This is a genomic window from Paenibacillus sp. Negev47 (assembly GCF_058313655.1).
On the sequence record NZ_CM177754.1, the window covers coordinates 3553878 to 3578436 of the forward strand.

Annotated in this window: 21 protein-coding genes; 11 read left to right on the plus strand and 10 right to left on the minus strand. The window is 45.5% G+C overall.

Annotated features, from left to right (window positions below; all coding sequences use genetic code 11):
• Positions 1 to 130 precede the first annotated feature (130 nt).
• The 6 genes from AC4G47_RS15915 to AC4G47_RS15940 are packed head-to-tail and all read left to right on the plus strand — an operon-like array spanning position 131 to position 6436.
• On the plus strand, positions 131 to 865 hold the full coding sequence (locus AC4G47_RS15915; RefSeq protein ID WP_491101765.1) for an MBL fold metallo-hydrolase: 735 nt from the start codon (positions 131 to 133) through the stop codon (positions 863 to 865).
• A 27-nt stretch (positions 866 to 892) separates the two neighbouring features.
• Positions 893 to 1759, plus strand: coding sequence for a Cof-type HAD-IIB family hydrolase (locus tag AC4G47_RS15920; RefSeq protein ID WP_491101766.1), 867 nt, complete (start codon positions 893 to 895; stop codon positions 1757 to 1759).
• 34 nt (positions 1760 to 1793) lie between these two features.
• Positions 1794 to 2834, plus strand: coding sequence for an ABC transporter substrate-binding protein (locus AC4G47_RS15925; protein WP_491101767.1), 1041 nt, complete (start codon positions 1794 to 1796; stop codon positions 2832 to 2834).
• 17 nt (positions 2835 to 2851) lie between these two features.
• A complete protein-coding gene (locus AC4G47_RS15930) occupies positions 2852 to 4606 on the plus strand; it encodes an ABC transporter permease (RefSeq protein WP_491101768.1) in 1755 nt (584 codons plus the stop codon).
• Positions 4603 to 5652, plus strand: coding sequence for an ABC transporter ATP-binding protein (locus AC4G47_RS15935; RefSeq protein ID WP_491101769.1), 1050 nt, complete (start codon positions 4603 to 4605; stop codon positions 5650 to 5652). The genes AC4G47_RS15930 and AC4G47_RS15935 overlap by 4 nt, the downstream gene beginning before the upstream one ends.
• 4 nt (positions 5653 to 5656) lie before the next feature.
• Positions 5657 to 6436: a Cof-type HAD-IIB family hydrolase gene (locus AC4G47_RS15940; RefSeq protein ID WP_491101770.1), complete on the plus strand. Its 780-nt coding sequence runs from the start codon at positions 5657 to 5659 to the stop codon at positions 6434 to 6436.
• Positions 6437 to 6644: 208 nt separating this feature from the next.
• Here the strand turns inward: AC4G47_RS15940 and AC4G47_RS15945 are convergent, their stop codons facing one another.
• The 4 genes from AC4G47_RS15945 to AC4G47_RS15960 all read right to left on the minus strand — a co-directional run bounded on the left by AC4G47_RS15945 (position 6645) and on the right by AC4G47_RS15960 (position 11469).
• Positions 6645 to 7913, minus strand: coding sequence for a cytosine deaminase (locus AC4G47_RS15945; RefSeq protein WP_491101771.1), 1269 nt, complete (start codon positions 7911 to 7913; stop codon positions 6645 to 6647).
• The gene (codB, locus tag AC4G47_RS15950; protein WP_491101772.1) at positions 7882 to 9159 is read right to left on the minus strand and encodes a cytosine permease; all 1278 of its coding nucleotides are present in this window, start codon (positions 9157 to 9159) and stop codon (positions 7882 to 7884) included. Before codB ends, AC4G47_RS15945 begins: the two co-directional genes overlap by 32 nt.
• Before the next feature lie 514 nt (positions 9160 to 9673).
• On the minus strand, positions 9674 to 10708 hold the full coding sequence (locus tag AC4G47_RS15955; protein ID WP_491101773.1) for a ketopantoate reductase family protein: 1035 nt from the start codon (positions 10706 to 10708) through the stop codon (positions 9674 to 9676).
• Positions 10709 to 10722: 14 nt separating this feature from the next.
• On the minus strand, positions 10723 to 11469 hold the full coding sequence (locus AC4G47_RS15960) for an acetoacetate decarboxylase (RefSeq protein WP_491101774.1): 747 nt from the start codon (positions 11467 to 11469) through the stop codon (positions 10723 to 10725).
• 385 nt (positions 11470 to 11854) lie between these two features.
• Between AC4G47_RS15960 and AC4G47_RS15965 the strand changes: the two genes are divergently transcribed.
• Positions 11855 to 12742 (plus strand): LysR family transcriptional regulator, encoded by an 888-nt coding sequence (locus tag AC4G47_RS15965; RefSeq protein WP_491101775.1) that lies wholly within the window; start codon positions 11855 to 11857, stop codon positions 12740 to 12742.
• A gap of 88 nt (positions 12743 to 12830) precedes the next feature.
• Here AC4G47_RS15965 and AC4G47_RS15970 read toward each other — a convergent pair whose 3' ends face one another.
• A complete protein-coding gene (locus AC4G47_RS15970; RefSeq protein WP_491101776.1) occupies positions 12831 to 14237 on the minus strand; it encodes a family 4 glycosyl hydrolase in 1407 nt (468 codons plus the stop codon).
• Between the two features lie 176 nt (positions 14238 to 14413).
• On the opposite strand from AC4G47_RS15970, the gene AC4G47_RS15975 reads away from it, so the two are divergent.
• Positions 14414 to 15265, plus strand: a complete 852-nt coding sequence (locus AC4G47_RS15975) for an AraC family transcriptional regulator (RefSeq protein ID WP_491101777.1) — start codon at positions 14414 to 14416, stop codon at positions 15263 to 15265.
• A gap of 98 nt (positions 15266 to 15363) precedes the next feature.
• On the opposite strand, the gene AC4G47_RS15980 is transcribed toward AC4G47_RS15975, so the two are convergent.
• Both AC4G47_RS15980 and AC4G47_RS15985 read right to left on the minus strand, forming a co-directional pair.
• Positions 15364 to 16434, minus strand: coding sequence for a phosphotransferase enzyme family protein (locus AC4G47_RS15980; protein ID WP_491101778.1), 1071 nt, complete (start codon positions 16432 to 16434; stop codon positions 15364 to 15366).
• Between the two features lie 175 nt (positions 16435 to 16609).
• Complete coding sequence (locus tag AC4G47_RS15985) at positions 16610 to 17536, minus strand: ArsR/SmtB family transcription factor (RefSeq protein ID WP_491101779.1); 927 nt, start codon at positions 17534 to 17536, stop codon at positions 16610 to 16612.
• 225 nt (positions 17537 to 17761) lie between these two features.
• Here AC4G47_RS15985 and arfA point away from each other — a divergent pair, with 225 nt between their 5' ends.
• On the plus strand, positions 17762 to 19255 hold the full coding sequence (gene arfA / locus AC4G47_RS15990; RefSeq protein WP_491106723.1) for an arabinosylfuranosidase ArfA: 1494 nt from the start codon (positions 17762 to 17764) through the stop codon (positions 19253 to 19255).
• Positions 19256 to 19483: 228 nt separating this feature from the next.
• Here arfA and AC4G47_RS15995 read toward each other — a convergent pair whose 3' ends face one another.
• The 3 genes from AC4G47_RS15995 to AC4G47_RS16005 all read right to left on the minus strand — a co-directional run bounded on the left by AC4G47_RS15995 (position 19484) and on the right by AC4G47_RS16005 (position 21569).
• Complete coding sequence (locus AC4G47_RS15995; RefSeq protein ID WP_491101780.1) at positions 19484 to 20023, minus strand: hypothetical protein; 540 nt, start codon at positions 20021 to 20023, stop codon at positions 19484 to 19486.
• A gap of 88 nt (positions 20024 to 20111) precedes the next feature.
• Positions 20112 to 20576 carry an NUDIX domain-containing protein gene (locus tag AC4G47_RS16000; RefSeq protein WP_145326039.1) on the minus strand — a complete coding sequence of 155 codons (465 nt, stop codon included), beginning with the start codon at positions 20574 to 20576 and terminating at the stop codon, positions 20112 to 20114.
• Between the two features lie 108 nt (positions 20577 to 20684).
• A complete protein-coding gene (locus AC4G47_RS16005) occupies positions 20685 to 21569 on the minus strand; it encodes a LysR family transcriptional regulator (protein WP_491101781.1) in 885 nt (294 codons plus the stop codon).
• Between the two features lie 125 nt (positions 21570 to 21694).
• Here AC4G47_RS16005 and AC4G47_RS16010 point away from each other — a divergent pair, with 125 nt between their 5' ends.
• Both AC4G47_RS16010 and AC4G47_RS16015 read left to right on the plus strand, forming a co-directional pair.
• Positions 21695 to 22705 (plus strand): alpha/beta fold hydrolase, encoded by a 1011-nt coding sequence (locus AC4G47_RS16010; protein WP_491101782.1) that lies wholly within the window; start codon positions 21695 to 21697, stop codon positions 22703 to 22705.
• Positions 22706 to 22891: 186 nt separating this feature from the next.
• On the plus strand, positions 22892 to 24493 hold the full coding sequence (locus AC4G47_RS16015) for a type 2 periplasmic-binding domain-containing protein (RefSeq protein ID WP_491101783.1): 1602 nt from the start codon (positions 22892 to 22894) through the stop codon (positions 24491 to 24493).
• Positions 24494 to 24559: the final 66 nt, after the last annotated feature.

Sequence of the window (24559 nt, forward strand, 5' to 3'; positions counted from 1 at the left end):
ATAACTTTGCCAAAACAATTTTACAAAAGATTGACACTCGGTTGACACGAGAGTAATAAACTCTTTTTACAATTGTAACTGTACGGAACATTTGTAAAGAATGCAGATCAAGACAGACTGAGGTGCAAAGATGAATGTGAAGATATTAGGTTACTGGGGTGGTTATCCCGCAGCTGGCGGAGCAACTGCGGGATACCTTGTAACCACAGATGAAGGGCAGATTTTGTTGGACTGTGGTAGCGGCGTTATGAGTAAGCTCCCCACCGAGACATGTGTGGAAGAACTATCAGGTGTTATTTTGTCTCACTTGCATCATGATCATATCGCGGATCTGGGAGTCCTCCAATATGCTGCAGCGGGTGCTATTCGCAATGGTCGCATGTTGAATAAACTGAAGCTGTATGCACCGGATAATCCAGTGGATATTCTGAATGGTCTATATGGTGAACATACCGAGGTCATCCCGATTGATCCTTCATCCAAGATTCAGCTTGCTGGCGCAGAGATCGAATTTGTACAGGTGCAGCATACCATTACATGTTACGCCGTTAAGATCACATATCAAGGCAAGGTGCTGGTGTATTCCGGTGATACCTCGTACTGTGATTCCCTTATCGAGCTGGCTCGTGATGCAGACATCTTTCTATGTGAGGCTACCATCTGTGAAGGCAGTGTACACACAACTGGCCAAGGACATATGAATGCACTTCAGGCAGGCATGATTGCTGGTCAGGCTAACGTCAAGCAGCTCGTCCTTGTCCATCTTCCCGGAGATGGTAATCTGGAATTCATGCGGGATGAAGCAAGCCGCTCTTTCCAGGGGCCTGTGGATATACCCGAACCACTTCGTATGTATGTTGTGTAAGTTAATCGATCCGGGAGGAATATGTTCATGTACAGATTGTTAGCCCTTGATCTGGACGGTACGATGCTCAATCCAGATAAAATGATAACACCTATGACACGAAGCTCCATTCAACAATTAATCTCAGCGGAAGTGAATGTCACGATTGCATCTGGGCGATTTCCCGCTTCCGTATGGTCACACGCTAGGGAAGTCTCCATGAATTTCCCACTGGTAGCATTGAACGGTGCTGTGACGGTAGATCCCGTGACTGGACAACTGCTTGATGGCGTTGCGCTCAAAACAGAGGATATGCTGTTCATGTTGGATGTCATCCAGCAAGAAGGAGCTTACATCCATTTCTATGGATACAATGTCCTCTACGTCCAAGAGATTAATGATATCAATAGGAACTGGGCCATCAACAATAGGGTCAACAGACCGGAATTGGATTCATTTGAAGAAGGTGATGAACTTGATGCTAAACAGGCTGATCTCATTCGCTTCGTTGAAGTCGGAAAGGATTTCAGAACCTTTGTAAGCCAGATGTCAGGCATGCTCTTCAAAGCAGCCGTAATCTGTACAGACCACGACTCACGCGAAAACCTATTTCGTATCCTTGACGAATCAGGATTATTCCAATGTACACGAACAGGAAGTTTGCGATTTGATGTTAATTCAGCCGGAGTCAGTAAACGAGGCGCACTCGAACGTCTATGTCATGCACATCAGATCGAACCCAATAAGGTAGCTGCAGCCGGAGATTATGATAACGATCTGGACATGCTGCAATGGGCAGGATTAGGAATCGCCATGGGAAATGCAGAGCTCCATGTGAAAGAAATCGCTAATGTTGTGACTGGCAGCAACGCTGAAGACGGCGTTGCGCAGGCAATCCATACGTTCTTACTCTAAATTTATCAGCTAGACACCAAAGGAGAGATTATCTGTGATTCCATTCAAAAAGTCGTTACTACTGCCCCTTCTGGCAGGCATGATTGTATTCAGCGGTTGTTCTGCACAGGGACAAGCCACGCCAGATCAAGATAGTTCAGGCGCAGCTTCAAGCACAATGTCAGGTAAACTTTCCTTCTATACATCCCAGCCTGAAGAAGATGCAGGCAAACTGGTAAAGGCTTTTAACGATAAATATCCTGATGTTCAAGTCAGCATCTTCCGTTCCGGAACCGAAGAAGTCACTGCCAAGCTTCAGGCAGAGCGCCAAGCGGGTAAAACACAGGCGGATGTACTCCTGCTGGCCGATGCAGTTACCTTTGAAAATCTGAAAAAAGATGATCTTCTACAATCGTACAAGTCCCCAGAGCTAAGCGAAATCCCGACAGATCTGGTTGATCCGGACGGTATGTACGCCGGTACGAAGGTTATGGCAACGGTACTCGCTACCAACACCCAAAAAGTCACTACTCAACCGACATCTTGGCAAGAGCTGACTCTGCCGGACAGTAAGGACGCAAGTATTATGCCGAGTCCCTTATACTCGGGTGCAGCAGCATATAACATCGGTGTGTTTAGTCGAACAGATGGGTTTGGATGGGATTTTCTACAGGAAACCAAGATGAATGGCATGGCCGTAATTAAAGGAAATGGTGCCGTTATGAAAGCTGTAGCCAGCGGTGAAAAATCATATGGCGTCGTTGTGGATTACCTCGTAGCCCGTGAAAAAGCGAAAGGTTCTCCAGTTGAACTGATCTATCCAGAAGAAGGTGTTCCCATCATTACAGAACCGATCGGGATTATGAAAGAAGCTGCCAACGTACCGGCTTCTCAAGCCTTTGTAGATTTCATTCTCTCTGAAGAGGGCCAGAAGTTGTCTGCCGAGATCGGTTACTCCCCTATTCGTGAAGGTATTGCCCCACCTGAAGGATTGAAAGGTGTATCAGAAATGAAGATTTTGCCTGGCGATGCGGCCAAACTTGCAGCGGATCGTGAAACAGATAAACAGCAATTCATTAATGTGTTTGGCGAGTAAGGATTGGAGCTGTCTGAATGGAGAAATTGAAGAGAAACATGATCATTCTTAGGGGACAAGATAACGGGCGCAAGTCCGTTTTCTCCCTCCCCGGCCTGTTTCGTTGGAATCGATTGATCGCCCTGTTGGGTGCTATAGCTGTTCTATTATTCTTTGTGTACCCCATCCTGAAGCTGGTTCTTCTTAGCTTTCAGGGCGAGCAAGGGTTAACGTTAGCACATTATAACGAATTGCTTCAGCAGGAGCGTTTCTGGTCCACATTGCGTAATACCGTATATATCGTCATCGGTTCAACCGTGTTCTCGCTCGTGATTGGAACTGCACTGGCCTGGGTCGTCGCCTATACGGATATACGACACAAATCGGCCCTTCATATGGGGATCATGCTTTGTTTTATTCTTCCCTCTTATGTTCTCACGTTATCTTGGTCTTCATTTACCGGGTCACAGAGCTGGCTCGCACATCTGCTGCAATGGATTCATCCCGATCTGGCTCCTTGGAGCATGTACAGTATGGGCGGCATCGTGTTTGTGATGGGTATTCATCATTTTCCGTTGGTGTATATGTTCACTTTGGATGTACTCCGCAAAATCCCGCGTGATCTGGAGTGGGCAGCCAGAGCCGGTGGTGCCAGCAGGATCGAGGTCTTCCGTCGTATTACACTGCCGCTTGCTCTTCCGGGTCTAACGGCGGGCGGATTGCTGGTTTTCCTGGCTTCGCTGGACAATTTCGGAATACCTGCTTTCCTTGGCACACCTGTGAATATTTCCGTTCTCAGTACACTTATATATGAAGAGATTATCGGATTCGGCCCTTCGGCATTTGCCCGTGGTGCATCGTTATCTGTACTGCTCGGTGCTGCTGCGGTAGTCGGCAGTCTGTTGCAGTGGATTCTTTTACGTAAAAGTCATGCTTCGGATACGATGCAACCTGATCTTACCCCAAGGTATAATTTGGGTCGCATGCGCAAGCCGCTGACCTTGGCCATATGGGCAGGTCTCGCACTGATTACAATTATTCCGTTGTCTTCAATGATCTCGATGTCTTTAAAAAGAGCGTATGGTCTCGGTCTGACTCGTGCCAATATGACCCTGGACAATTATAAATATATTCTCTTCGAGAATGAGCGTGTGTGGCAGGCGATCCAGAACAGCCTGGTCCTCTCTCTTGTCACGATGCTGGCTTGTCTGATTATTGGTTCAGGATTTGCTTATATACGAGTTCGTAAGCCTAATCAATTCAATAAAATGGCCGAACTGGCCACTGCTGTTCCCTATACACTACCCGGCATTGTGTTCGCACTGTCCATGATTCTGGTATGGATGGAGCCTATTCCCGGTTGGAACCCTGGCATCTATGGCACCATGACCATTTTGTTTATTGCCTACATCTGCCGATTCCTTATTCTTCAGATCCGTTCAAGTGTCACTTCATTCATGCAGTTGGATGCATCCATGGAAGAAGCCGCGCGGATATCCGGAGCCGGTTTCTGGCGTAAATGGACTGCTGTTCTGCTGCCTTTATTGCTGCCGGGTATTCTGACCGGAGGTATGTTGGTCTTCCTGACTGCCCTGACCGAGCTTACTGTATCGGCATTGTTATATTCATCAGGTTCACAGACCATTGGTGTTACCATATTTAGTTTTGAACAGGCAGGAGATACCCTTTATTCAACTGCATTGTCCAGTCTGATTGTCGCACTTATTGCGGCAGGCGGAGTTATTTTGCTCATCGCTCAACGTTGGGCAACTCGTAAGGGAGTGAAGTCATGAGTATCCAGATTCAACAGGTCAGCAAATCCTTCGGAAGTTACCAGGCACTTCATTCCATTGATTTAACGATTAAGGATGGCGAATTCGTCGCGATCCTTGGACCGTCAGGCTGTGGAAAAACCACATTGCTGCGTATTCTTGCCGGATTTGAGCAGCCAAGTAGCGGTAATGTTCTGATGGATGGCAAGGTAGTTGCAGGTTCAGGGACATTGCTACCTCCGGAGAAACGCAGAATTGGCATGGTGTTCCAGTCCTTCGCACTTTGGCCGCATATGAATGTTTCCGAACATGTCCGTTTTCCCATTAGAACACATAAATCAACACCTCCTCATATTAAAAATAACGAGCAGAACCGCATTCAGGAAGTCCTGAATATGTCTGGACTGTCCCATCTGGCCGAACGTATGCCGCATGAGCTATCTGGAGGACAAAAACAACGCGTCGCTATTGCACGCGCCATCGCCCCCCAGCCCTCATTGCTGCTGATGGATGAACCCCTCAGCAGTTTGGATGCCATGCTTCGCATGGATATGCGGCGTGAGATTCAACAAGTACATCGGAATACGAAATCAGCCGTAGTTTATGTTACGCATGATCAGGGCGAAGCCCTTGCCATGGCTGACCGAATTATTGTGATGAAGGATGGTCGGATTGAACAGGCTGGAACGCCGCAGGAGATTTATTTGCGGCCAGAGACCGAATTCGTGGCGAGGTTTGTATCGAAATCCAATTTGGTCAAGGGTCACTGGGATACAGACATGTTCATCCCTGAAGACGGTACGAATATTGCTTGGCCTGGCAAGCATGTTGCAAACTATTTTAAATCCAACGGGTTGTATCCCGTTAGGCCCGATGAGTTTCATTTACAACCTTGCACTGAAGCTGGAATATTGGGCGAGATCGCCAATGTTCAGTTTCAAGGGAAAGAATTCCACTATGATATTCGCAGTGATACCAAACGTTGGGAAGTCATCTCTCCTCTTCCTTTCGCCCTGAATGAACAAGTAAGTCTGAGTCTTTCTTCCGTCGGCGGTGAAGGAGTGTGACGTTGTGACTCCAACCCCGAAACTGATTTTCTTTGACATTGATGGTACTTTGCTGGACCGCCATAATCGAATTCCCGCTTCCGCCAAGCAAGCCGTTCTGGCGTTAAAGGAAGCCGGACATGTGGTCGCTTTAGCTTCAGGACGATCTCCGTTCTTGTTGGAACAAGTGCGGCTTGAACTGGAACTGGAGTCTTATGTTAGTTTCAATGGACAATATGTGATGCATCAAGGAGAACTCATTCACAGTAATCCCATCCGTTCGGAAGCTTTGGAGCAATTGTCTGTATTTGCTGAATTATCGGGACATCCACTCGTTTATCTGGATCATTCACAGATGAGCTGCAGTCAGGAATATCATCCACATGTAGACCTTTGTCTAACGTCGCTTGGTGTTACGCATCCTGGTTACACCGAGGGCTTCTGTACGAATAGGTTGATCTATCAGACGATGTTATTCTGCTCCTCAGAAGAGGAAACAGTATACCGTGAAAAGTTTCATGATCTCCACTTTGTACGATGGCATCCGTTGTCCATGGACGTTCTACCCGCCGGAGGTTCCAAAGCCGAAGGTGTTACCCGACTCGCAGACCGAACGGGGTTTTCCCCTGAAGATGTGTATGCTTTTGGCGATAACTTCAATGATATGGAGATGTTCCGTTATGCAGGCTGCAGCATTGCTATGGGCAATGCCCCGCATTCTCTACAACAACTGGCGTCTCATGTTACAGCAAGGGCAGAGCAGGATGGGATCTGGCATGGTCTGAAATGGGCAGGTTTGTTGTAAAAAAAACAAGCAGCAGTACTCTACTCTCTGTGGCAAAGTATGAGTACGCAAAGACCTCCTTTATAAACATAGGGAGGTTTTTCAATTTGTCTGTTGATACCTTTCATGTTCCTTATAAAATACATCGTATAGGCCAGGCAGTATAAAAGGTGAAAAAGCAAAAAAAGCCGCTTAAATAGCGACTTTTAATGGGATTAGTTCTTCTTCATTATTTATTGAAAGTAACCTTCTCTGAACCGCCCTCAAAGATGATGGACGTGTCCCGCGGCTTGGATTCCGCGATTTTACGACCGCCTCTGTAAGAATAAAGCACTCCGGATTGTTTGCGTACGGCCTCATATTCATTCTCTGCTTCAAGAACGATGAAGTTAGCAGGTTTACCCTCTTCGATACCGTATACATCCTCGATGTGTAACGTTCTTGCACTGTTTTTCGTAATAAGGTCAATTGAATTCACGATCTGATCATAACCAAGCAACTGCGAAGCATGAATTCCCATATGCAGCACTTGAAGCATGTTGCCTGTACCGAGCGGATACCAAGGATCGAAGATGTCATCATGACCGAAGCATACATTCAGACCTGCTTCCTGCAACTCTTTAACCCGCGTCAGACCTCTTCTTTTTGGATACGTATCGAAACGTCCCTGCAAGTGAATGTTGACCAGCGGATTGGAGACAAAGTTCAAATCAGCCATCTTGAGCAAACGGAACAACTTGTACGTATAAGCGTCATTATATGATCCCATCGCTGTCGTGTGACTTGCCGTTGTGCGTGAACCAAGTCCACGTTCGTAAGCTTCCTTGGCAACGACTTCAACAAAACGGGATTGTTCGTCATCGATTTCATCACAATGGATGTCGATCAGACGGTCGTATTTTTCGGCCAGATCAAACGCGACTTTCATTGAATCAACGCCGTATTCCCGCGTGAATTCGAAGTGTGGAATGCCGCCGACTACGTCAACGCCCATCTTCAGTGACTCTTCCAACAGTTCTGCACCGTTTGGATAAGAGTGAATGCCTTCCTGCGGGAAAGCAACAAGCTGGATGTCCATATATGGAGCCATCTCTTCTTTTACTTCAAGCATCGCTTTAACGGCAATCAAACTCGGATCGGTAACGTCCACATGTGTCCGTACATGCTGGATGCCTTGTGCCATTTGCCACTTCAGTGCTGTTTTGGAGCGTGTTTTGACATCCTCATGTGTCAAGAAAGCCTTGCGCTCTGACCAGCGCTGGATGCCTTCGAACAGCGTTCCGCTTAGATTCCATTCCGGTTCGCCTGCCGTGAGCGTTGTATCGAGATGAATATGAGGTTCGATAAATGGTGGAAGCACAAGCGATCCGTTAACATCCAGGACTTCCTCATTTTCAATCACTTCCAGCGTTTGTGTGATTCGGTCGAACTTCCCGTCCTTCACTACGATATTCCATAGTCCTTCTTTACCCCGCAATTTTGCGTTCTGTATAATCATTTATTTTCCCCATTTCTTTGGATTCTTTCGCAGGAACAATCAGCATCAAGACAATATAGGCTACTGCTGTACCAAGCAGTGCGTTCAATGGTGTTACGCCAGGAGCCAGTTGGGCGAATGCCACGCCGATGGCCCAAGCCACCATCGCTACCCAGTTTACATTTTTGAAAGACATCTCGGCAAATGACTTATAATTTCTACGTTTCACAATGAAGTAATCTGCGATAATAATAGCCCCGATGGATGGTACCGCCGCGCCCAGTACGTTCAGGAAACTGACGAAATTGTTGTACATCCACATAGCGAATACGGTACCGACGATGCCGTTTACGATGACGAAGAATTTCTTCGAAATTTTGGTGATGTTGGCAAAACCAAGACCCGATGCGTAAAGTGCATTATCATTCGTCGTCCAGATATTCAGACCCAGAACAATAATTGCCGGGATCATTAACCCTTGCAGGAACATGACCTCCGAGATATCGGCCAGGTTATAGGCCATCGCACCAACTGCACCGAAGAGAAACATGAGTGAGTTACCCAGGAAGAATGCAATCACTGTTGCGATAACTGCCTGTTTCGATGTCCGGGAAAACCGGGCAAAATCGGGTGTCAGCGTTCCGCCGCTTATGAATGATCCGATACAGATCGTTAATGCTGCCGCCGCGGTAAGCGACTGAGTCGGCGTGTAATCAAGCAACCCTTGCAGACCACCCAGCGAACCTGCACCTTCGAACATGGAGTAACCACCGAGAATGGCAATCGCAGGAACCGCGATATATCCGAGAATGACGAGTGACTTCATGCCGAAGATGGCTGATGCTGTCATGGCAAGTCCGAACACGATAATTAACAGGTACACGTTCCAGTCCATGGCTTTGGCGACCGGAATCGCGAACATGGCTACGCCTACTCCGAACCATCCGACCTGTGTGAAACCTAGCAGGAATGAAGGCAGATACGACCCTTTCGCACCGAACGCATATTTAGCTAGCAAATGAGTGGACAGGCCCGTTTTGGCGGCGATATGTGCCAGTGCCCCTGTGTAGATACCGAGCACCAGATTGCCTGCAAGTACGATGCCAATGAACTCCATGAACGTCAAGCTGACGCCCAATGTGCCTCCTGCCAGCATGCTTGCAGAGAAGAAAGTGAAACCCAGCATGACGGATAACGTCTTCCAAAAGTGGTTTCTTTGCGCTTTCGGCACGGCTTGCCATGAAAACTCTTGATCTTGTTTGCTCATCAGAATACCCCCAACATAAAGTGTATCTGATACCAAAAAAAGCAGAAAAAAAAGGCTACTCGTCAAGTTATACACTGACAAGTAGCCTCTTTTTGCATCATAACCCGCGCGAAGACACAGAGCATCCTATTACGGAATATGCCCTGATTCTCGCGTGATTATGAAATCCGCTGCCCTTGCCAGCCTCTCTGGACTGAATTAAAGGTACCAGTATTCAATTACATTCTATTATTTTGGAAAAACCTGCAGTTGTCAATGTCATTATTATCCAACGGTTATTAATTCCTTATACAGCAAGCTATTTTTTATTCCTATACCATGCCTTATGTATTCTTTCAAATACCTATGACTAGATAGGCTACCAGTGACTGGAACAGGCTAATAATATGTCGAGTTTACGATATATGTTCAACAGCTTCTGGTAATATTTATATCAAAATCAATTCCCCTTTTGTATAATGTAGGAAATAAAAAAAGTCGCTATAATAGCGACTTTCAGTGTAAACATATGAATTTATTTTAGTGAACTTAATAGTTCTTCAAAAGCTTTTATATTCGTGTCAAAATGAGGAACGGTTTGCGTTTCTTCAGCTGATTTGACCAGTTGTACAACTAAATCATTATAAGGTGTCGCAATTCCAGTACCTTTTGCTCTGCTTGAAACAACCCCGTTAATATAATCAATCTCCGTTTTGCGGTTCTTCTCCAGATCTTGAAGCATGCTTGCTTTGAGGAGTCTGGAGGGCTCCATCACGTAACGTAAGGTTTTTACCCGTTCAGGGATATCTTCTCCGCTGTTCAGTTCGAGTGAAGCGATATCGAATCCATTCATTTTAACCAATGTGATCCCATTGGCGTGAGCCACTTTAATTGTCTCGTCAGCAATATGAGCTGCGCTCACAATGCCGGCTTCATGATCCATAATGTCTCCATATTCCCCATTCAATGCAGCGGATAGACCACTGAATGCGTTATTGATCAGCAATTTGGACCATTTTGTACCAACCAGGTTATCGGAAATATGTGTTCCACCCACTAGATCCAACACCGATTTCACGCGCTGAATTCGTTCGGTGAATTCACCATTTAATTCGCCTATTTGAAAAGCATACTGCTTAAATTGAGTGTACTCAGTGGTCAGGCTCGACACACCCGGTTCAATGAATGTAGCGCCGAACTCAACGGAGCCAGCAATAACACGTTTTTCACCCACGATGGATGCGACTTTTTCTTCCGGAATTCCGTTTTGCAAGGAACACACTATACTGTCCTCTTTCAAGAAAGGAAGTAATTCTTGGAGAATGGAATCGTTGTAGAGTTGTTTGGTTAAAAGTAACACGAGATCATATTGTCCTGATTTTTGATCAGGAGTAATTGCGTTTACTTTGGCCTGAAACTCTGTGGTACCCGTCACTTTAGCACCCGTCTGATTTAAAGCATCTACATGTTCTTGATATGCGTCGATTAACTCTACGTCGAGTCCGCCATCCGCAAGGTATGCGCCTACGATGGTTCCCAAAGATCCTGCTCCTACAATTGCAATTCTCATTTTATTTTTCCTCCTTATTTCTCTTCCAGGTAGTTATATACAGGTTGTGCAGCGTTTAAGGTTAGGTTGGTAAGGATATGAGAAGCGGACACAACTTCCAACACAGGCAGATCTGCAAGAGGTGCCAACGCATGTTCGAACAGATGAAGTCGGGCAGGTCCTGTCCAGGCCTCCTTCACTTCGATGTCCGTAATTTGAGTGCGGATCAGATCACATATTCTTAAATTCCCGGTATAGTCTGTAGCCATCTTAATCATAAAATTAGGTCGGCATATTTCACGTTTCGCGAACTCCTTATCCATCTCCACATGTTTATAGCCCATCGTTGCCGTGGCTACACGCAGCGTTCCATAATCAAGTGTGCCGACAAGTGTATCTGAATCGGTATACAACTTGGGTGCACCCAGCTTTTTCGGATAGGCGGTAAGCTCTCGACCACTCGCAATCGCGGGGAAATTGTCGACGTACATTGAATGCACATAATCGCCTTCCTCTCCATTAAATTGCACAGGAATAACTTGTCCAGCTTCTGTATAAGCACCCAGTCCAGAAACATCCGGCATCCACATCACTTCGAATTTAACCAAAGGTTCCGTAATTTCCAGAGGCTCTGGTACGGCTGCCCGCAAAGCTTTTTCATCGGTTCGATAAATAATATTCAAGTATTCACGATTCACGAATTTGTACGGTGGCATTGGGTATGCAGGAGCCGTTAGTGGTGTATTCAGATTTTTAGCTATGTTATTCACATCGATTTTCATCAAATGACACCTACCTTATGTTTTGTTTCTATATAAGTTGAACTCAAGATTATTCACACTGACACTACGATGACAGAACAACCTTCCAATCGCTGTTATCACCAGATTTTTCGATTCCCTTTTCTAAAGGGGAAAATTCGGGGATAGCTTATGCTTCCGATGCAGCTTTCTTTCAGAAAGCTTTTAGGCGAGCGCTTCGCTTTTCAGGTTTTTTCTGTCCTCTTCGTTATTGTGTAAATGAGTAGTTCAGCCTATATAGTCAGGTTTTTGGTATTTAAAATTTGATCTTTATCTCATAAAAAAATTCTACACCAATATTTAAATTTAATATAATACATAATAAGTGCTATATATATTTATCAGAATAAATAAGGAGTGCGAATGAATGGAATTGCTCCAGCTCAAATACTTTCAGACCGTTGCCTATACTGAACATATCTCCAAGGCAGCTGCACAATTGAATATCGCTCAACCTTCCCTAAGCTTAACGATTAAAAAACTTGAGGATGAACTGGGTACCCCCCTATTTCATAGGAGAGGACGAAACATTCAATTGAATTCCTCAGGTGAAATTTTATTGAAACATGTAAACCGGATTTTTATTGAAATTGAAAATGCAGAGATGGAGATTAAAGCAGAGGAACAGCAAATATCCAATACAATCAGGATCTCGATTACGAATACCCGATTTCTCACAGGCCTCATTAGTGACTATATCAACGCTTCTCCCGAAACCAAGCTTCATCAGGGTATTGGGACACGCAGTGAAATTATCACAGGTTTGAAGCAAGGCGACATGCATCTGGGCATTACAGGGCATCCGATTCAGGATGAGGAGATTGAGAGTGTTGTTCTTGTTGAGGAGGACATTGTTCTGGTTGTGCCCACGAATCATGTATACGGCGGAGAGACAAGCGTCTCATTAAGTGTTGTTGCAAACGAGCCCTTTATTTCCCTTGCAGATAATAAGGAGTACAGCCGATTTACCACCATGCTCTGTGAAAAAGCAGGTTTCCAGCCCAATCTTGCATTTGAGGTCGATTCTCATACCCTGCTTGAAATTATCAGGCTTAATCAGGGTGTTGCATTACTTCCGATCTCCGTGTGTAGAGCACTGGGCTTACGTTATGTAAAAATTGCTGATGATTCAGCGATATATCCAATTAGCCTCTCCTGGGTCAAACAAAAATGGTTATCTCCTGCTGTAAGAGAATTTCGTGATTTTATTACTTCGTACTATGAAGACCATGATGGATTGTTTAAAGTGGAGTAGGATTTCTTGATACATGACAAAAGATAAAAACAAAGACCACGTTAGTCCCTTGGAAGGAACCGACGTGGTCTTTGATCGTTCTCTATTCTTAGCTACACTGCAGTCTATCCTTGTACCAAACTTCCGGAATCATCTCACGCTCCAGTTCCAACAATTCATGGATGATCTTGTCCGCGTCACTGATGGAATTCACGAGCGGGTCAGTGAGCATCGCCCTTCTCAACTTCTCGTAGCTCTGTTCGAGCACAGCTTCGACCGTAAGCTCATGAGTATCCAGTATAAGTTCTTGCATACCTCTTATTCCGCGCGGCATCTCGCCTACATGGAGTGGCTTCGCCCCATCCATATCTACATTGCATAGTAGTTCCAGGAACGAATCCGCATTCATATTGGTTACCGCACCTTGATTGAGCGTATTGATGAAGAACTTTTTGCCCAAGTTCCCCACCATATTTTCGATGATATCTGTCGCATGATCCGGTCCGAAGGTGCTCATGTAATCGGCAATCGGAATGTTCCCCGCAAGGAAATCATCCACCTGCTGCCACATTTCGTCATGACGCTCATACCTGTCCTCTGTCTCCCAGATCGATAATGGAGGAATCGTGTCCGCAGTTTTGCCAAGACCCTGCCAATACCGAACGTATTCCTTTGTATGCGCGGTACAAGTAGGAATGATTCCGAAAATATCATACAGTTCATAGGTAATTGCATCGTTAAAAAGAGCTTTTGCGCCGCGATCACCGCCGTTATTCTCATCACCTGCCAGTTTACGCATGGCTTCTGCAATTGTGGGCATCACATTTTTTCCTTCATACTCGGCTTTGAGCAGCCAAGTGAAATGATTGACACCAGCGATACGAAAATCGAATTTCTGATCTATTTCTGCGGTAAACTGGCTAGTATTTTCGATGATTCCGGCTCGTACGGCATAATAGGCTTTCTTATGCGGCATATGATGACTATCGCACAGCGCAAACGATTTAAGCTTCGGAGCATAGCGATGTAATGCGATGCCATGAACGGTAGACGGGTTAATATAATTGATCACCCAAGCATCCGGACACAACTCCTCAATGTCTTTGGCGCAATCCATAATAACCGGCAGTTCCCGCATCGCGCGAAAGATTCCGCCTGGGCCAATCGTATCGCCGGAACACATGCGAATCCCATACTTTAGAGAAACCTGGCAGTCGATGCCCCGATATTTAACCGATTGTTCCGCAAAGCTGAGCACAACGAAGTCGGCTCCCGGAAGCACCTGTCTTCGGTCCACTGACCCCTCAATCTTTAGGGATACGTTGTTCTCCTTGGCGACCATTTCCGCTAGTGTTACCATTTTCGAGAGCCGTTCCTCGTCCGTATCTACCAAAGCCAACGTTCCCTGATTCAAATATGGGGAGTGAACCATCTGCCAGATGGACTGACGACCAAAAAACAGGCTGCCCGCCCCAATAACGACTACCTTTGGATGCTGTGTACTTGTAGCATTCATCCATAACCCCTCCTCATAACGATATAAGTTCATTATAGGTGAGTGGGCTGGAATCGGAATGTGTGATAGTTTTCAATACATGTCATATCGTACGATGGTTAACAAGAAGAAAATCCTTTGTTATGATAGTAAAATATAAAGGATGTCATAAAGTGGAGAGGAATGGTTTGGATTAGATGCATGCAGGAACTGTGAATATGAGTATAATCGATGAACTTTCGGAGTATATCACACTTCGCATGAGCTCTTATTTGGAACAAACGCACGACAGCACTTGGACGGAACACAAGTCTCATTCTGATTATGATCTGTGGTTCATTACAGCAGGCTCCGTGCAGATTACCATCGATGGAATCGAGCATAATGCAGAACCGGGTGACGTGGTGTTTTTTTATCCAGATATGCCCTACACTGCTTCCACGACAGGAGAGTTGTGCCGATTCATATACATGCATTTTGATTTCAGCATTGCTGAGCAAAAGCGAATTCTCGGCGAGTTTCAACTCCCGGGCATTGTACCTGGCAATCTGATTCAAGAGGAATCAACGCTGTTCACTTCGTCCTATCGAAGGTTCAAGCAGAGTAGCGGTGCTTCCGGAAGTCCACTTTACTTGAAAGCCTCTCTGCTTCTCGTCATCGCCAAAATTTTTGAATTACACAGGCAAGGCCTGTATCATGGTGTGTTTCTGAAAGACCGAAAACCGAGGAAAATCGAAGGAAGTTTGGAGGTTCTTCAGAATGTGTTTCCCTACGTGGATGCGAATCTCCATCGTGCCATCCGAGTTAACGAGCTTGCAAACATTGCCGGCGTCTCAGAGAAATATTTTATTTCTTTGTTCAAGAAAATTCTGGGTATTACACCGGGGCAGTACATCAATCAGATCAAAATGAACCGGGCCAGAGACTATCTGTACGAGAAAAAATATACGATTCAGCAAATTGCCGGATTTCTGGGCTATCCCGATCCCTTTACGTTCTCCAAAGCATTCAAAAAATTTTACAACGTGCCTCCTTCCAAATTTGAATAACATGCCGCAGACAAACAAAGAGGCAACCGGTCGATCCGGCTGCCTCCACACTCGATGAATCCTTGGTTATTCAGGGTTTAGTTTACGTACAGGTCTCTTCAGCGTTCCTCATACTCAAAAGGAGCTTCAGTGGAATACATCTCATGGAAAAATCCTTTGTACGGTATATCCTCTTCCAGACATTTAATGAGATACAACAGTTCTTCGTCAGCTTCCGGTTCTTCGCCCGCACGCTGCCTTTCCTCAAATTGACCTAGAATATTCTCCAAGAGGGTGACTTGAATAAATAAAGGCAGCTTCTCCAACATCGCATCTGCGATTCGGGTCTCGGAAGTATAACCGGCAAGTGCGGTTTTAAAATACTCTCCCATGAACGTTCTGCGTTTACTGACATCGGGTTCGAATTGTATCCAACCCATACCGTGCGTCCATAGATCAGCCAGATCATACATATACCAACCGAAGCATGAATTATCGAAATCATACACGGTAATCTGTCCTGTATCAAAATCGATCGAATAATTCCCGTCATTATAATCGAAATGGATCATCCCGAAGGTTTCCTGGTTTGTATCCAAACCTTGTAAGGTATTCAGGAGCTCGACCATCTTCTGCTTGAGCAAAGAGAATGATTCAGGTACCAAGTTATCGATATATTTACCGTTGTAATTGTCAATCAAATGATGCCGGCGATGGACGGGAGTATAACTTTTCGATATGTGGTGTATTTTCCCCAGGACTTTACCGCTATTATAATAGTATTCGGTAAGTGGGACCCCTTCACGGTACTGATAATGGTTCTCTACCAGCAACTTCCCCTTGGCCCTCACAAACATACAGATAAAGAACGTATGCTCATCATAAGTGATCTCTTCCAGCAGATGGCCCCTTTTCGAGTTAACTACATTCGAGACACTTGCACCGTGCTCAAATAAATACCGGACATACTCCAGTTCGGCAATGTAATCTTCTCGCTTTCTGTCATGCAAAAAAGACACCCGGAGAATTAGCGATTCTCGCCCCTCTTGCTCACAAGTGTAAACGACATTACGTCCCCCCTCATGAGGGGGAATAAGCTGAATGTTGTAACCCTCCAGGTCAAACAGCTTGGATACCAGTGCCAGTATATGTGTATTGCTAATGTTAACAGCTTCGTTAAAGTTAATCATGATCTCCTCCAGTAAACATTGTTTGGACGGTTTCCCGCACTGCAATGTCCACAAAAGGAATCCCTGTAACGCAAATATCCTTCTGTGAACCTAAAGCATACACACCTTGTTAGACATTTGAAAACGCTCCTTTTTGTTCAGATGGTTATATTTTATCCTAACATTCCAGATTATTCTATTCCTTTTTCAACGCTGCAGTCTCGTAATAGTACCGAATCAAAATGTCCTGATCGTAGTTGCCGAACCCTTTTCCAAACAGCGTAAGCCCACCACGGCCTGGCACCCCTTCTTCCGGTCTTAATCCAAACGTCCAGTAGGTGGAAGAATCCAGTTGCAGATCATGGATACGCACATCCGAGATGCGCTGGCCATCCATAAACGTCCCTTCTCCGTTAATGCGCAGCACCTTCAGTACACCATACTGGTTGACGTCCAATTTCCACCATAGCGGTGTATGTTTGCCCTTCCGATCCCCAAAGTCCCCTGGGCTTGTCCATGTTCCCAGGTGTTTGCCATTAAGGGAAAAGCGGATGTCGGAAGGCCAGTTTTCATTGACTTGGGGTGCTTCCGAACTGAGTTCGAGTGAAATCTCAATTTCCTGGAGATGCTGTTCTGTATTCAGATAATTGGGAATCTTATATTCCAGAAAACCTCGTGCCAACCAAAGAATACCCGCATTGACCCGATCCGGGTCCATGAAGCAGGCTGGTGTGTCATATTGCCCAATCATTTGCGTCGTTGTTGCAATGCCACAGGTGGGCCAAGCTTCGTAATCCGTATACTGACCAACCGGAATAGAGACTTCATGGTAAGGAGCATCAACGGGTTCAGGGGAGAGATTGATAGTCATAAATTCTTGCAGAATAAAGCAGTATTTATACGTTCCACCGTTCTCACGCTTCATGCGGCTGCCTACGATGCCCGCTTTCTGCAATTTACTCACATGTGTACTAACTATAGCTTTGCTCAGATACAGCTCTTTGGCAAGCGCATTGATATGCATCTCCCTGTTTTGCAATAATAAGCGAACGATATTTAAACGGGCCTCGCTGGCGAGCGCCTCATATATGATCAAGGATGAGGAATCCGTGCCAAGCATCATGAACTTCACTTCCCTATCTCTTTAGAATTCATTATATTATTGATTTAGAATTCGTTATTTAGCGAACCCTGTAAAATAAACTTGCTCAATATAATAGCATTATGATACACATTAGATAATAAATCAATGAGTTGATTTTGCTTTTTAGCGAACTCATCGTGAAATAAATTTTCTTACACACCTAAAATTAATTCTATGGAGGTTTTCATTTTGCTTACATCCAAGATGCTTATTGATAAAGATTTTCAGGTAGCAGAGGTCGATCCACGGCTGTACGGCTCTTTTGTTGAACATTTGGGACGTGCTGTCTATGGCGGTATTTACGACCCTGGTCATCCCACAGCGAATGAACAAGGTTTCCGCCAGGACGCCATCGAAGCGATCAAAGCGCTGAATGTGCCGATTATCCGTTATCCGGGCGGGAATTTCGTATCCGGTTACAATTGGGAAGATGGTGTGGGCCCGGTAGCAGAGCGGAAACGCAGACTTGAGCTAGCCTGGTGGACCATTGAAACCAATGCGGTCGGTACCAACGAATTCGCTGATTGGGCCAAACTTGTCGGAACCGAAGTCATGATGGCGGTCAATCTCGGTACTCGCGGCATTGACGCGGCTAGGAACCTGGTGGAATACTGCAACCATCCTTCGGGCACCTATTGGAGTGATCTGCGGATCTCCCACGGATACAAAGAGCCTCATAAATTCAAAACGTGGTGTCTTGGTAATGAAATGGACGGACCTTGGCAGATTGGCGCTATGACCGCGCATGAGTACGGCCGAATTGCGAATGAAACGGCGAAAGCGATGAAATGGGTCGACCCGAATATTGAACTCGTGGCGTGCGGTAGCTCCAGTCGTGGCATGAGCACTTTTGCAGATTGGGAAGCGACGGTTCTCGACCTCTCCTATGAAAATGTGGATTATCTGTCCTTGCACGCTTACTACAACAATAATAAAGACAACACATATAACTTCCTGGCTACATCGCTGGATCTGGACCAATTCATCGACAGTGTGGCATCGATCTGCGACTATGTACAAGCCAAGAAACGCAGCAAAAAGAAATTGATGCTGTCCTTGGACGAATGGAACGTCTGGAACTCCATCGGCACGAGCCGAGCTGAAGAACGCTGGCAGATTGCACCACCAGAATTCGAAGATGTATACACGCATGAAGATGCTCTCGCAGTAGGTTGTTACCTGATTACGCTGCTCAAACATGCGGACCGCGTGAAGATGGCTTGTCTTGCACAGCTTATTAATGTCATTGCGCCGATCATGACCGAGAATAACGGAGCGATCTGGTTCCAGACGACCTATTTCCCGTTCATGCATGCGTCCAATTTCGGTCGCGGTACCGTGCTTCAATCTATCGTATCTTCACCAAAGTATGATTCCAAAGACTTTACGGACGTGCCTTACCTTGAAGCCATCAGCGTGCATGATGAAGAAAATGGAATGATCACCATCTTTGCGGTCAACAGACATCTGGAAGAACAGATGGAATTGAATGTGGACCTTCGCTCCTTCGGGGAAACTACATTTATTGAGCATATCGTACTGGAGAACGACGATCTGAAAGCCATCAATACCAAAGCGAACCCGCGTAACGTGGTTCCGCACAACGGCGGACATACAACGGTTGATCAGGGTACAGTGCAAGCTGTCCTGAACAAAGCGTCATGGAACGTGATTCGTCTGAAAACCAAGCAGGCTTAATTAAAGCAAGTTAGCTGAACTACCTTTTTCGTTAAAGAAGGGCGTCATACCGCGTTTCAATACTACGCAAGACCACTATAGTAAGGGACTGTCCCATGAGTCATATCGATGACGGGGAAAGTCCCTTATTCGTGTTCACTGTTACATACAAATCATGTTTACGCAAATAAGCTGCCTCCATTGATCACGGGAAGCAGCTTGCAGTTTCCTTTCTTGTAAAGCTATTGATTAATCCTCGTTCTCTTCCGCTTCAGCTTGGCTGGATTGAACTTGGCTCTGTGGAGCCATTAGACCTTGAACCGCACCCATGAACGGCTGAATGGACTTGATCATACCATAACCCATCTTCACAACCGGTACGAATTGCCGGATCATGCCAAATAGCCGCATACCGCCGCCCAGCATGCCTCCAAGTGAACCCGCTCCGCCAAGGCCGCCAAAGAGCGAACCCATCATGGGCATAAAGGATGACACTTGCGCACGTGATGCTGATCGCGAACGTGTGGATGGTTTGCGCGTACCGTTTATCTGTTTACGGCTCTGAGCACGAGTGCCTTTACCCTGTGAACCGGATTTTTGCTTGGAAGAATGAGTTTTTCGCTGAGCTGTAGTTTGGCGAGAAATCGCGCCTCCCCCGGTAAGCACCACACCTCCGTTATTCACGTCCGAGATGTAACCGATGTACGTTTCGCCATTATGGAGCGTCACGTAGACAGGTCGATCCTTATATCGCTTTGCCTTCAGGCGTATTTCATTGGTTTTAGCCATGGAATTTCACCTCGCTCTACTGAATGTACTTCAGTTTACGCGTTGGCTGGACTGCTTGCCTGTGCGAATGGGACATCTATGTGCACATCTAACCATTCAAGTCTTCATGTTCCTCATTTCCTAAATACATAACCGTTTTTTCTCCCTCAACCAACCTAACAATCTGCTTTCGTAATTTTGAGGGCAATAAAGGTTGTTGGATCAAGTTTTTAATTTCGAGCCATTCATATTCTACTTGGTTTTCGTCACTTGGCAGAATAGAATTGTCATTGTCCACTAAGCCTATGTACTCGGATAAAAAAACAAAATCTACACGATGAAGCGCTGCACCGTATACACCTTCAATTACGAATTCCAATGATAAAGGCTCTACCTCTACTCCGACTTCTGCTGCTACTTCTCTCTTCACGGCATCAGTCAGCGTTTCACCTGCATTCTGGCTCCCGCCAGGCAAGATATAGATTACATCGCCATTATCTTCCTGCCTAATCGCAAGCATTCTCCCATCTTTGATAATTAATGCTTTTGCAGAATTTCTAATCTTTCTCTCCATTGTAATCCCCCATATATCTGTCTCAAGTTGTTGAAGGTTAATTCCGTTTAACTTCACGATTTACATGAAGAATATTTTAACATATACGTCTAAACAAATTCTGAACAATCAGATCAACTCACTCTTTGCGGTCTGAATGAAAGCAGCCATGGATGGTGATATCCACTTCTCCCGATGCAAGAGCATTTGCGCAGAAAAGGATACATCCGATAAATCCCACGGCAGAGCAATCACTTCCCCTTCGCTCAACTCTTTCTTCAAAGCCATTTCAGGTAATAAAGCGATCCCTAGACCAGCCACAACACATTGTTTAATGGCTTCTACACTATGAAACTCCAGCTCTGTCAGAGCATCCGCGCCTTTTTTCAGTAGGGATTGGTCAAATTGAGTACGATATGAACAGTTCTTTTCGGTCAACAAAAAGTGCTGTTTGTGGAAGTCATCAACGATCAATGAGGAACGCGATGCTAACATATGATCGGGAGACACCACCATCTGAAAGGTCTCATCCTTTAAAAACTCCGAATGAAGGTCTTTGGAAGCAACAGATTCATCCAATACAAAAACGACATCGGCATGTCCTTCTCTCAGACTGGATTTAAGCTCTTGCCCAGACAACGGACGGAATAATAACCGCACACCAGGATACTCGGCTCGGAAGCGTTTGAACAAGGCCGGAAGAAGATATGCACATAGAACTTCATCTGCTCCGATTACAACCGTTCCCGCCAATTCTCCGTCCTGACTAGATATGCACTTCGCTTCCTCTACATCGTTTAAGATTTTGGTGGCATACGGCAAAAATTGATGGCCTGCATCCGTTAGTATGACCTTTTTGCCTAAACGATCCAACAATTTCACGCCAAGCTCTTCTTCCAGGGATTTGATTTGCATCGTTATGGTAGACGGTACATAACTCAATAATTCAGCAGTTTGATGAAAGCTGCAGGTCGAAGCAAGTGTCCAAAAGGTTTTTAGTTGGCGAATTTCCATGAATCAAGCACCTTCTCTGTTCAAAATAAATGAATGATATGTTCGATAACGTTTCGTTGAATTGATGATAGGCCTATTGTAGAGTGAAATCAAGTTATTACTATATTTTAAAGGAGAATCTATCCATGAACGATTATGATACATATAACCTTGGAGACTCATTACTTCAATCGGGGCAACGGCTTCCTCAAGCCTTTATTGCTTACAAGACCTATGGAACCTTAAATGCCGCGAAGGACAATGTTATTGTCGTTCCCACGTGGTTTGCCGGACTTCACACGGATAATGAATGGTTAATTGGAGTGGACAAAGCACTAAATCCCAGTCGTTATTTTATCATCGTGCCTAATATGTTGGGTAACGGATTATCGTCCTCTCCCAGCAATACCCCTGCCCCATACGATAAGGAAAACTTCCCTCTCATCTCCATGTATGACAATGTACGTTTCCAACATCAACTGCTCACTCAAAAGTTCGGTATCACCAAAATCAGACTCGTTGTGGGCTGGTCTCTGGGAGCCATGCAGGTTCTTCAATGGGGAACGAGTTATCCCGAGATGGTTGAACGTATTGCCCCCTTTGGAGGAACCGCAAAGAGCAGACCGCATACACAACTGGTATTCACAGCAATGATCGCGGCGTTAACGGCAGATTCGAATTTTAAAAACGGAAGATATGAGCGCCCACCGGTTGCCGGTCTCGCAGCGATGGGTAGAGCTTATGCTCCATGGGGGTTCTCACAGGCGTACTATTTGGAGAAATTGTATCAATCCGAAGGTTACGAGACCTTGCAATCTTATGTAGAAGATTACTGGGACCAGGTGTTTTTATCCTTCGATGCTAACGACTTAATCACCATGCTTCGTACAGGAATACATGGAGACATTAGCGATAATCCCGTAGATGACCGCAAGTTCGAACAGGCGCTAAGCAAGATCACCTCTCCTGCACTCGTTATGCCAGGGTCAAGTGACTTGTTCTTCACGCCAGAGGACAGTGCGTATGATGTTCAACACATGCCGAATGCTGTATTTCAGCCTATAGAATCCAAATGGGGACACTGCTTCGGGATCGGAGCTAACGAAGCGGATTCACTCGTTATCGATCGTCATCTCAAGCAATTTTTGGAGACATGAGTAAAAAAAGAATGAGTGAAAAGTAAAAAAAGTGCACAAAGCTCATTTATCTTTTCTCCGCTACGACTCGAAAGTAAAAAAACATACGAATTCTCGTCAATAACGTTTATATCCCCTTCCCCCTTTCTCGTTTAGAATATTTTCAAGAAAGCGTAATTGAAATAGGACTGATAAGGGGGAAAAGAAATGAACAAGAAAACGAAAACTTTAGTCTTGTCTTTATGCATGTCAACCTTATTACTCGCAGCCTGTAGCAATGGAAGCAATACGGAGAAAGATGCCACTACGGACCCGGATTCCAACGAGGCTGGAACGACAACGATCCACACCGTGACGTCGGAATATTCTTCTGCCAAGTATCCAAAGGGTGATGATATCACAAATAATGTGTGGATTAAGCGCTACAAAGAGAAGTTCAATATTGATGTCAAAACAGACTGGGTCAGCGATGAGTATGATACAAAACTCAATTTGGCTATCGCATCGAACGATCTTCCTGACGTCTTCAGGGTTAATCCCTCGCAACTGAGACAGTTGGTCGAAGCCGATATGGTCATGGATCTTTCCGAGGTTTTTGATCAACACGCTTCCGATCGTCTCAAAGGTTATATGGAAGCGGATGCGGACAGTTACGAGTCTGGAAAGAAGGACGGTAAGCTGTACGGGATACCGCAGATGCACTGGGGATTAATTGAACAACCAGACTTCATCTGGATCCGGAACGACTGGAAAGAAGAATTGGGAGTCCAGGATCCGAAATCTGTGGAAGACATCAAGAATATCGCACTGAAATTCATGGATAAGCACGGCGGTTATGGTATAGCCGTAGATCAATCGTTGGATTACCTGAACTTGCTCGCCATTGCATGGAATGCGCACCCGGATATGTGGATCGAGGATAACAGTGGACAACTCGTGTACGGCTCCGTCCAGCCTGAGATGAAGAATGCGCTGGCTGAGTGGTCAGAATGGTACAAACGGGGCATCATTGATCCTGAATTTGCAATCAAGGATTTCAACGCGATGAACGCGGATATCGTCGCCGGCAAAGTGGGAATGCAGCCTTATTACCAATGGTGGGGTTATAATCCGGGTGTCGATACGGTATCCAATCTGGGTAAGGACGCCATCTTCTACCCTTATATCATCCCTACCGTCGATGGAAAGGAAGCAAAACAATCCATTTTCTTCGCCAACAACAATTATATCGTCATGAAAAAGGGATTCAAGAGCCCTGAAGAAGTGATCAAGATTTTGAACGACTATGCTTATATCGTGGATGAAGGCAATGGCAAGGAATCTCCAGAAACGCTATCTGCCTTGCTGGATAACGATATTGCCCATGTTGTCGGTCCGTTCCGTGTACTTAATCCAAATTCGGATTACGAGCAATTTGAAGCTGTGTCAGCTGCCCTTGAATCCAAGGATACCAGTGGTCTCACGACTTCGGGAATGTGGCAAAAGTATAACAACAGTGTTGAATTCATGGAGAATGCAACCCCAGGAGCGGTCGGTGATTATTTGCAACAAGGTGCTCCAAAGAACGCTTATGGTCTCGCCAAAAAAGTACTCGACAGCGAGAACTATACGAAGACAGCCTTATGGGGTGTTACGCCAGAGATCCTGTCTAGCTATGGAACAACCTTGGATGATATCCTGACCGAAGGCTTCACCAAGATCATTATGGGTAGCGAAAGTATCGATTATTTCGATGTGATTGTCCAGAATTGGCGAGCAGCCGGAGGCGATGACGCAACTCAGGCAGTCAATGACGCATACGGAAAATAACAAGACTGTTGCCAGTGAGGGATGGGGATGTTCTCATCTCTTGTTGGTAGCGGTTACAACTTGATC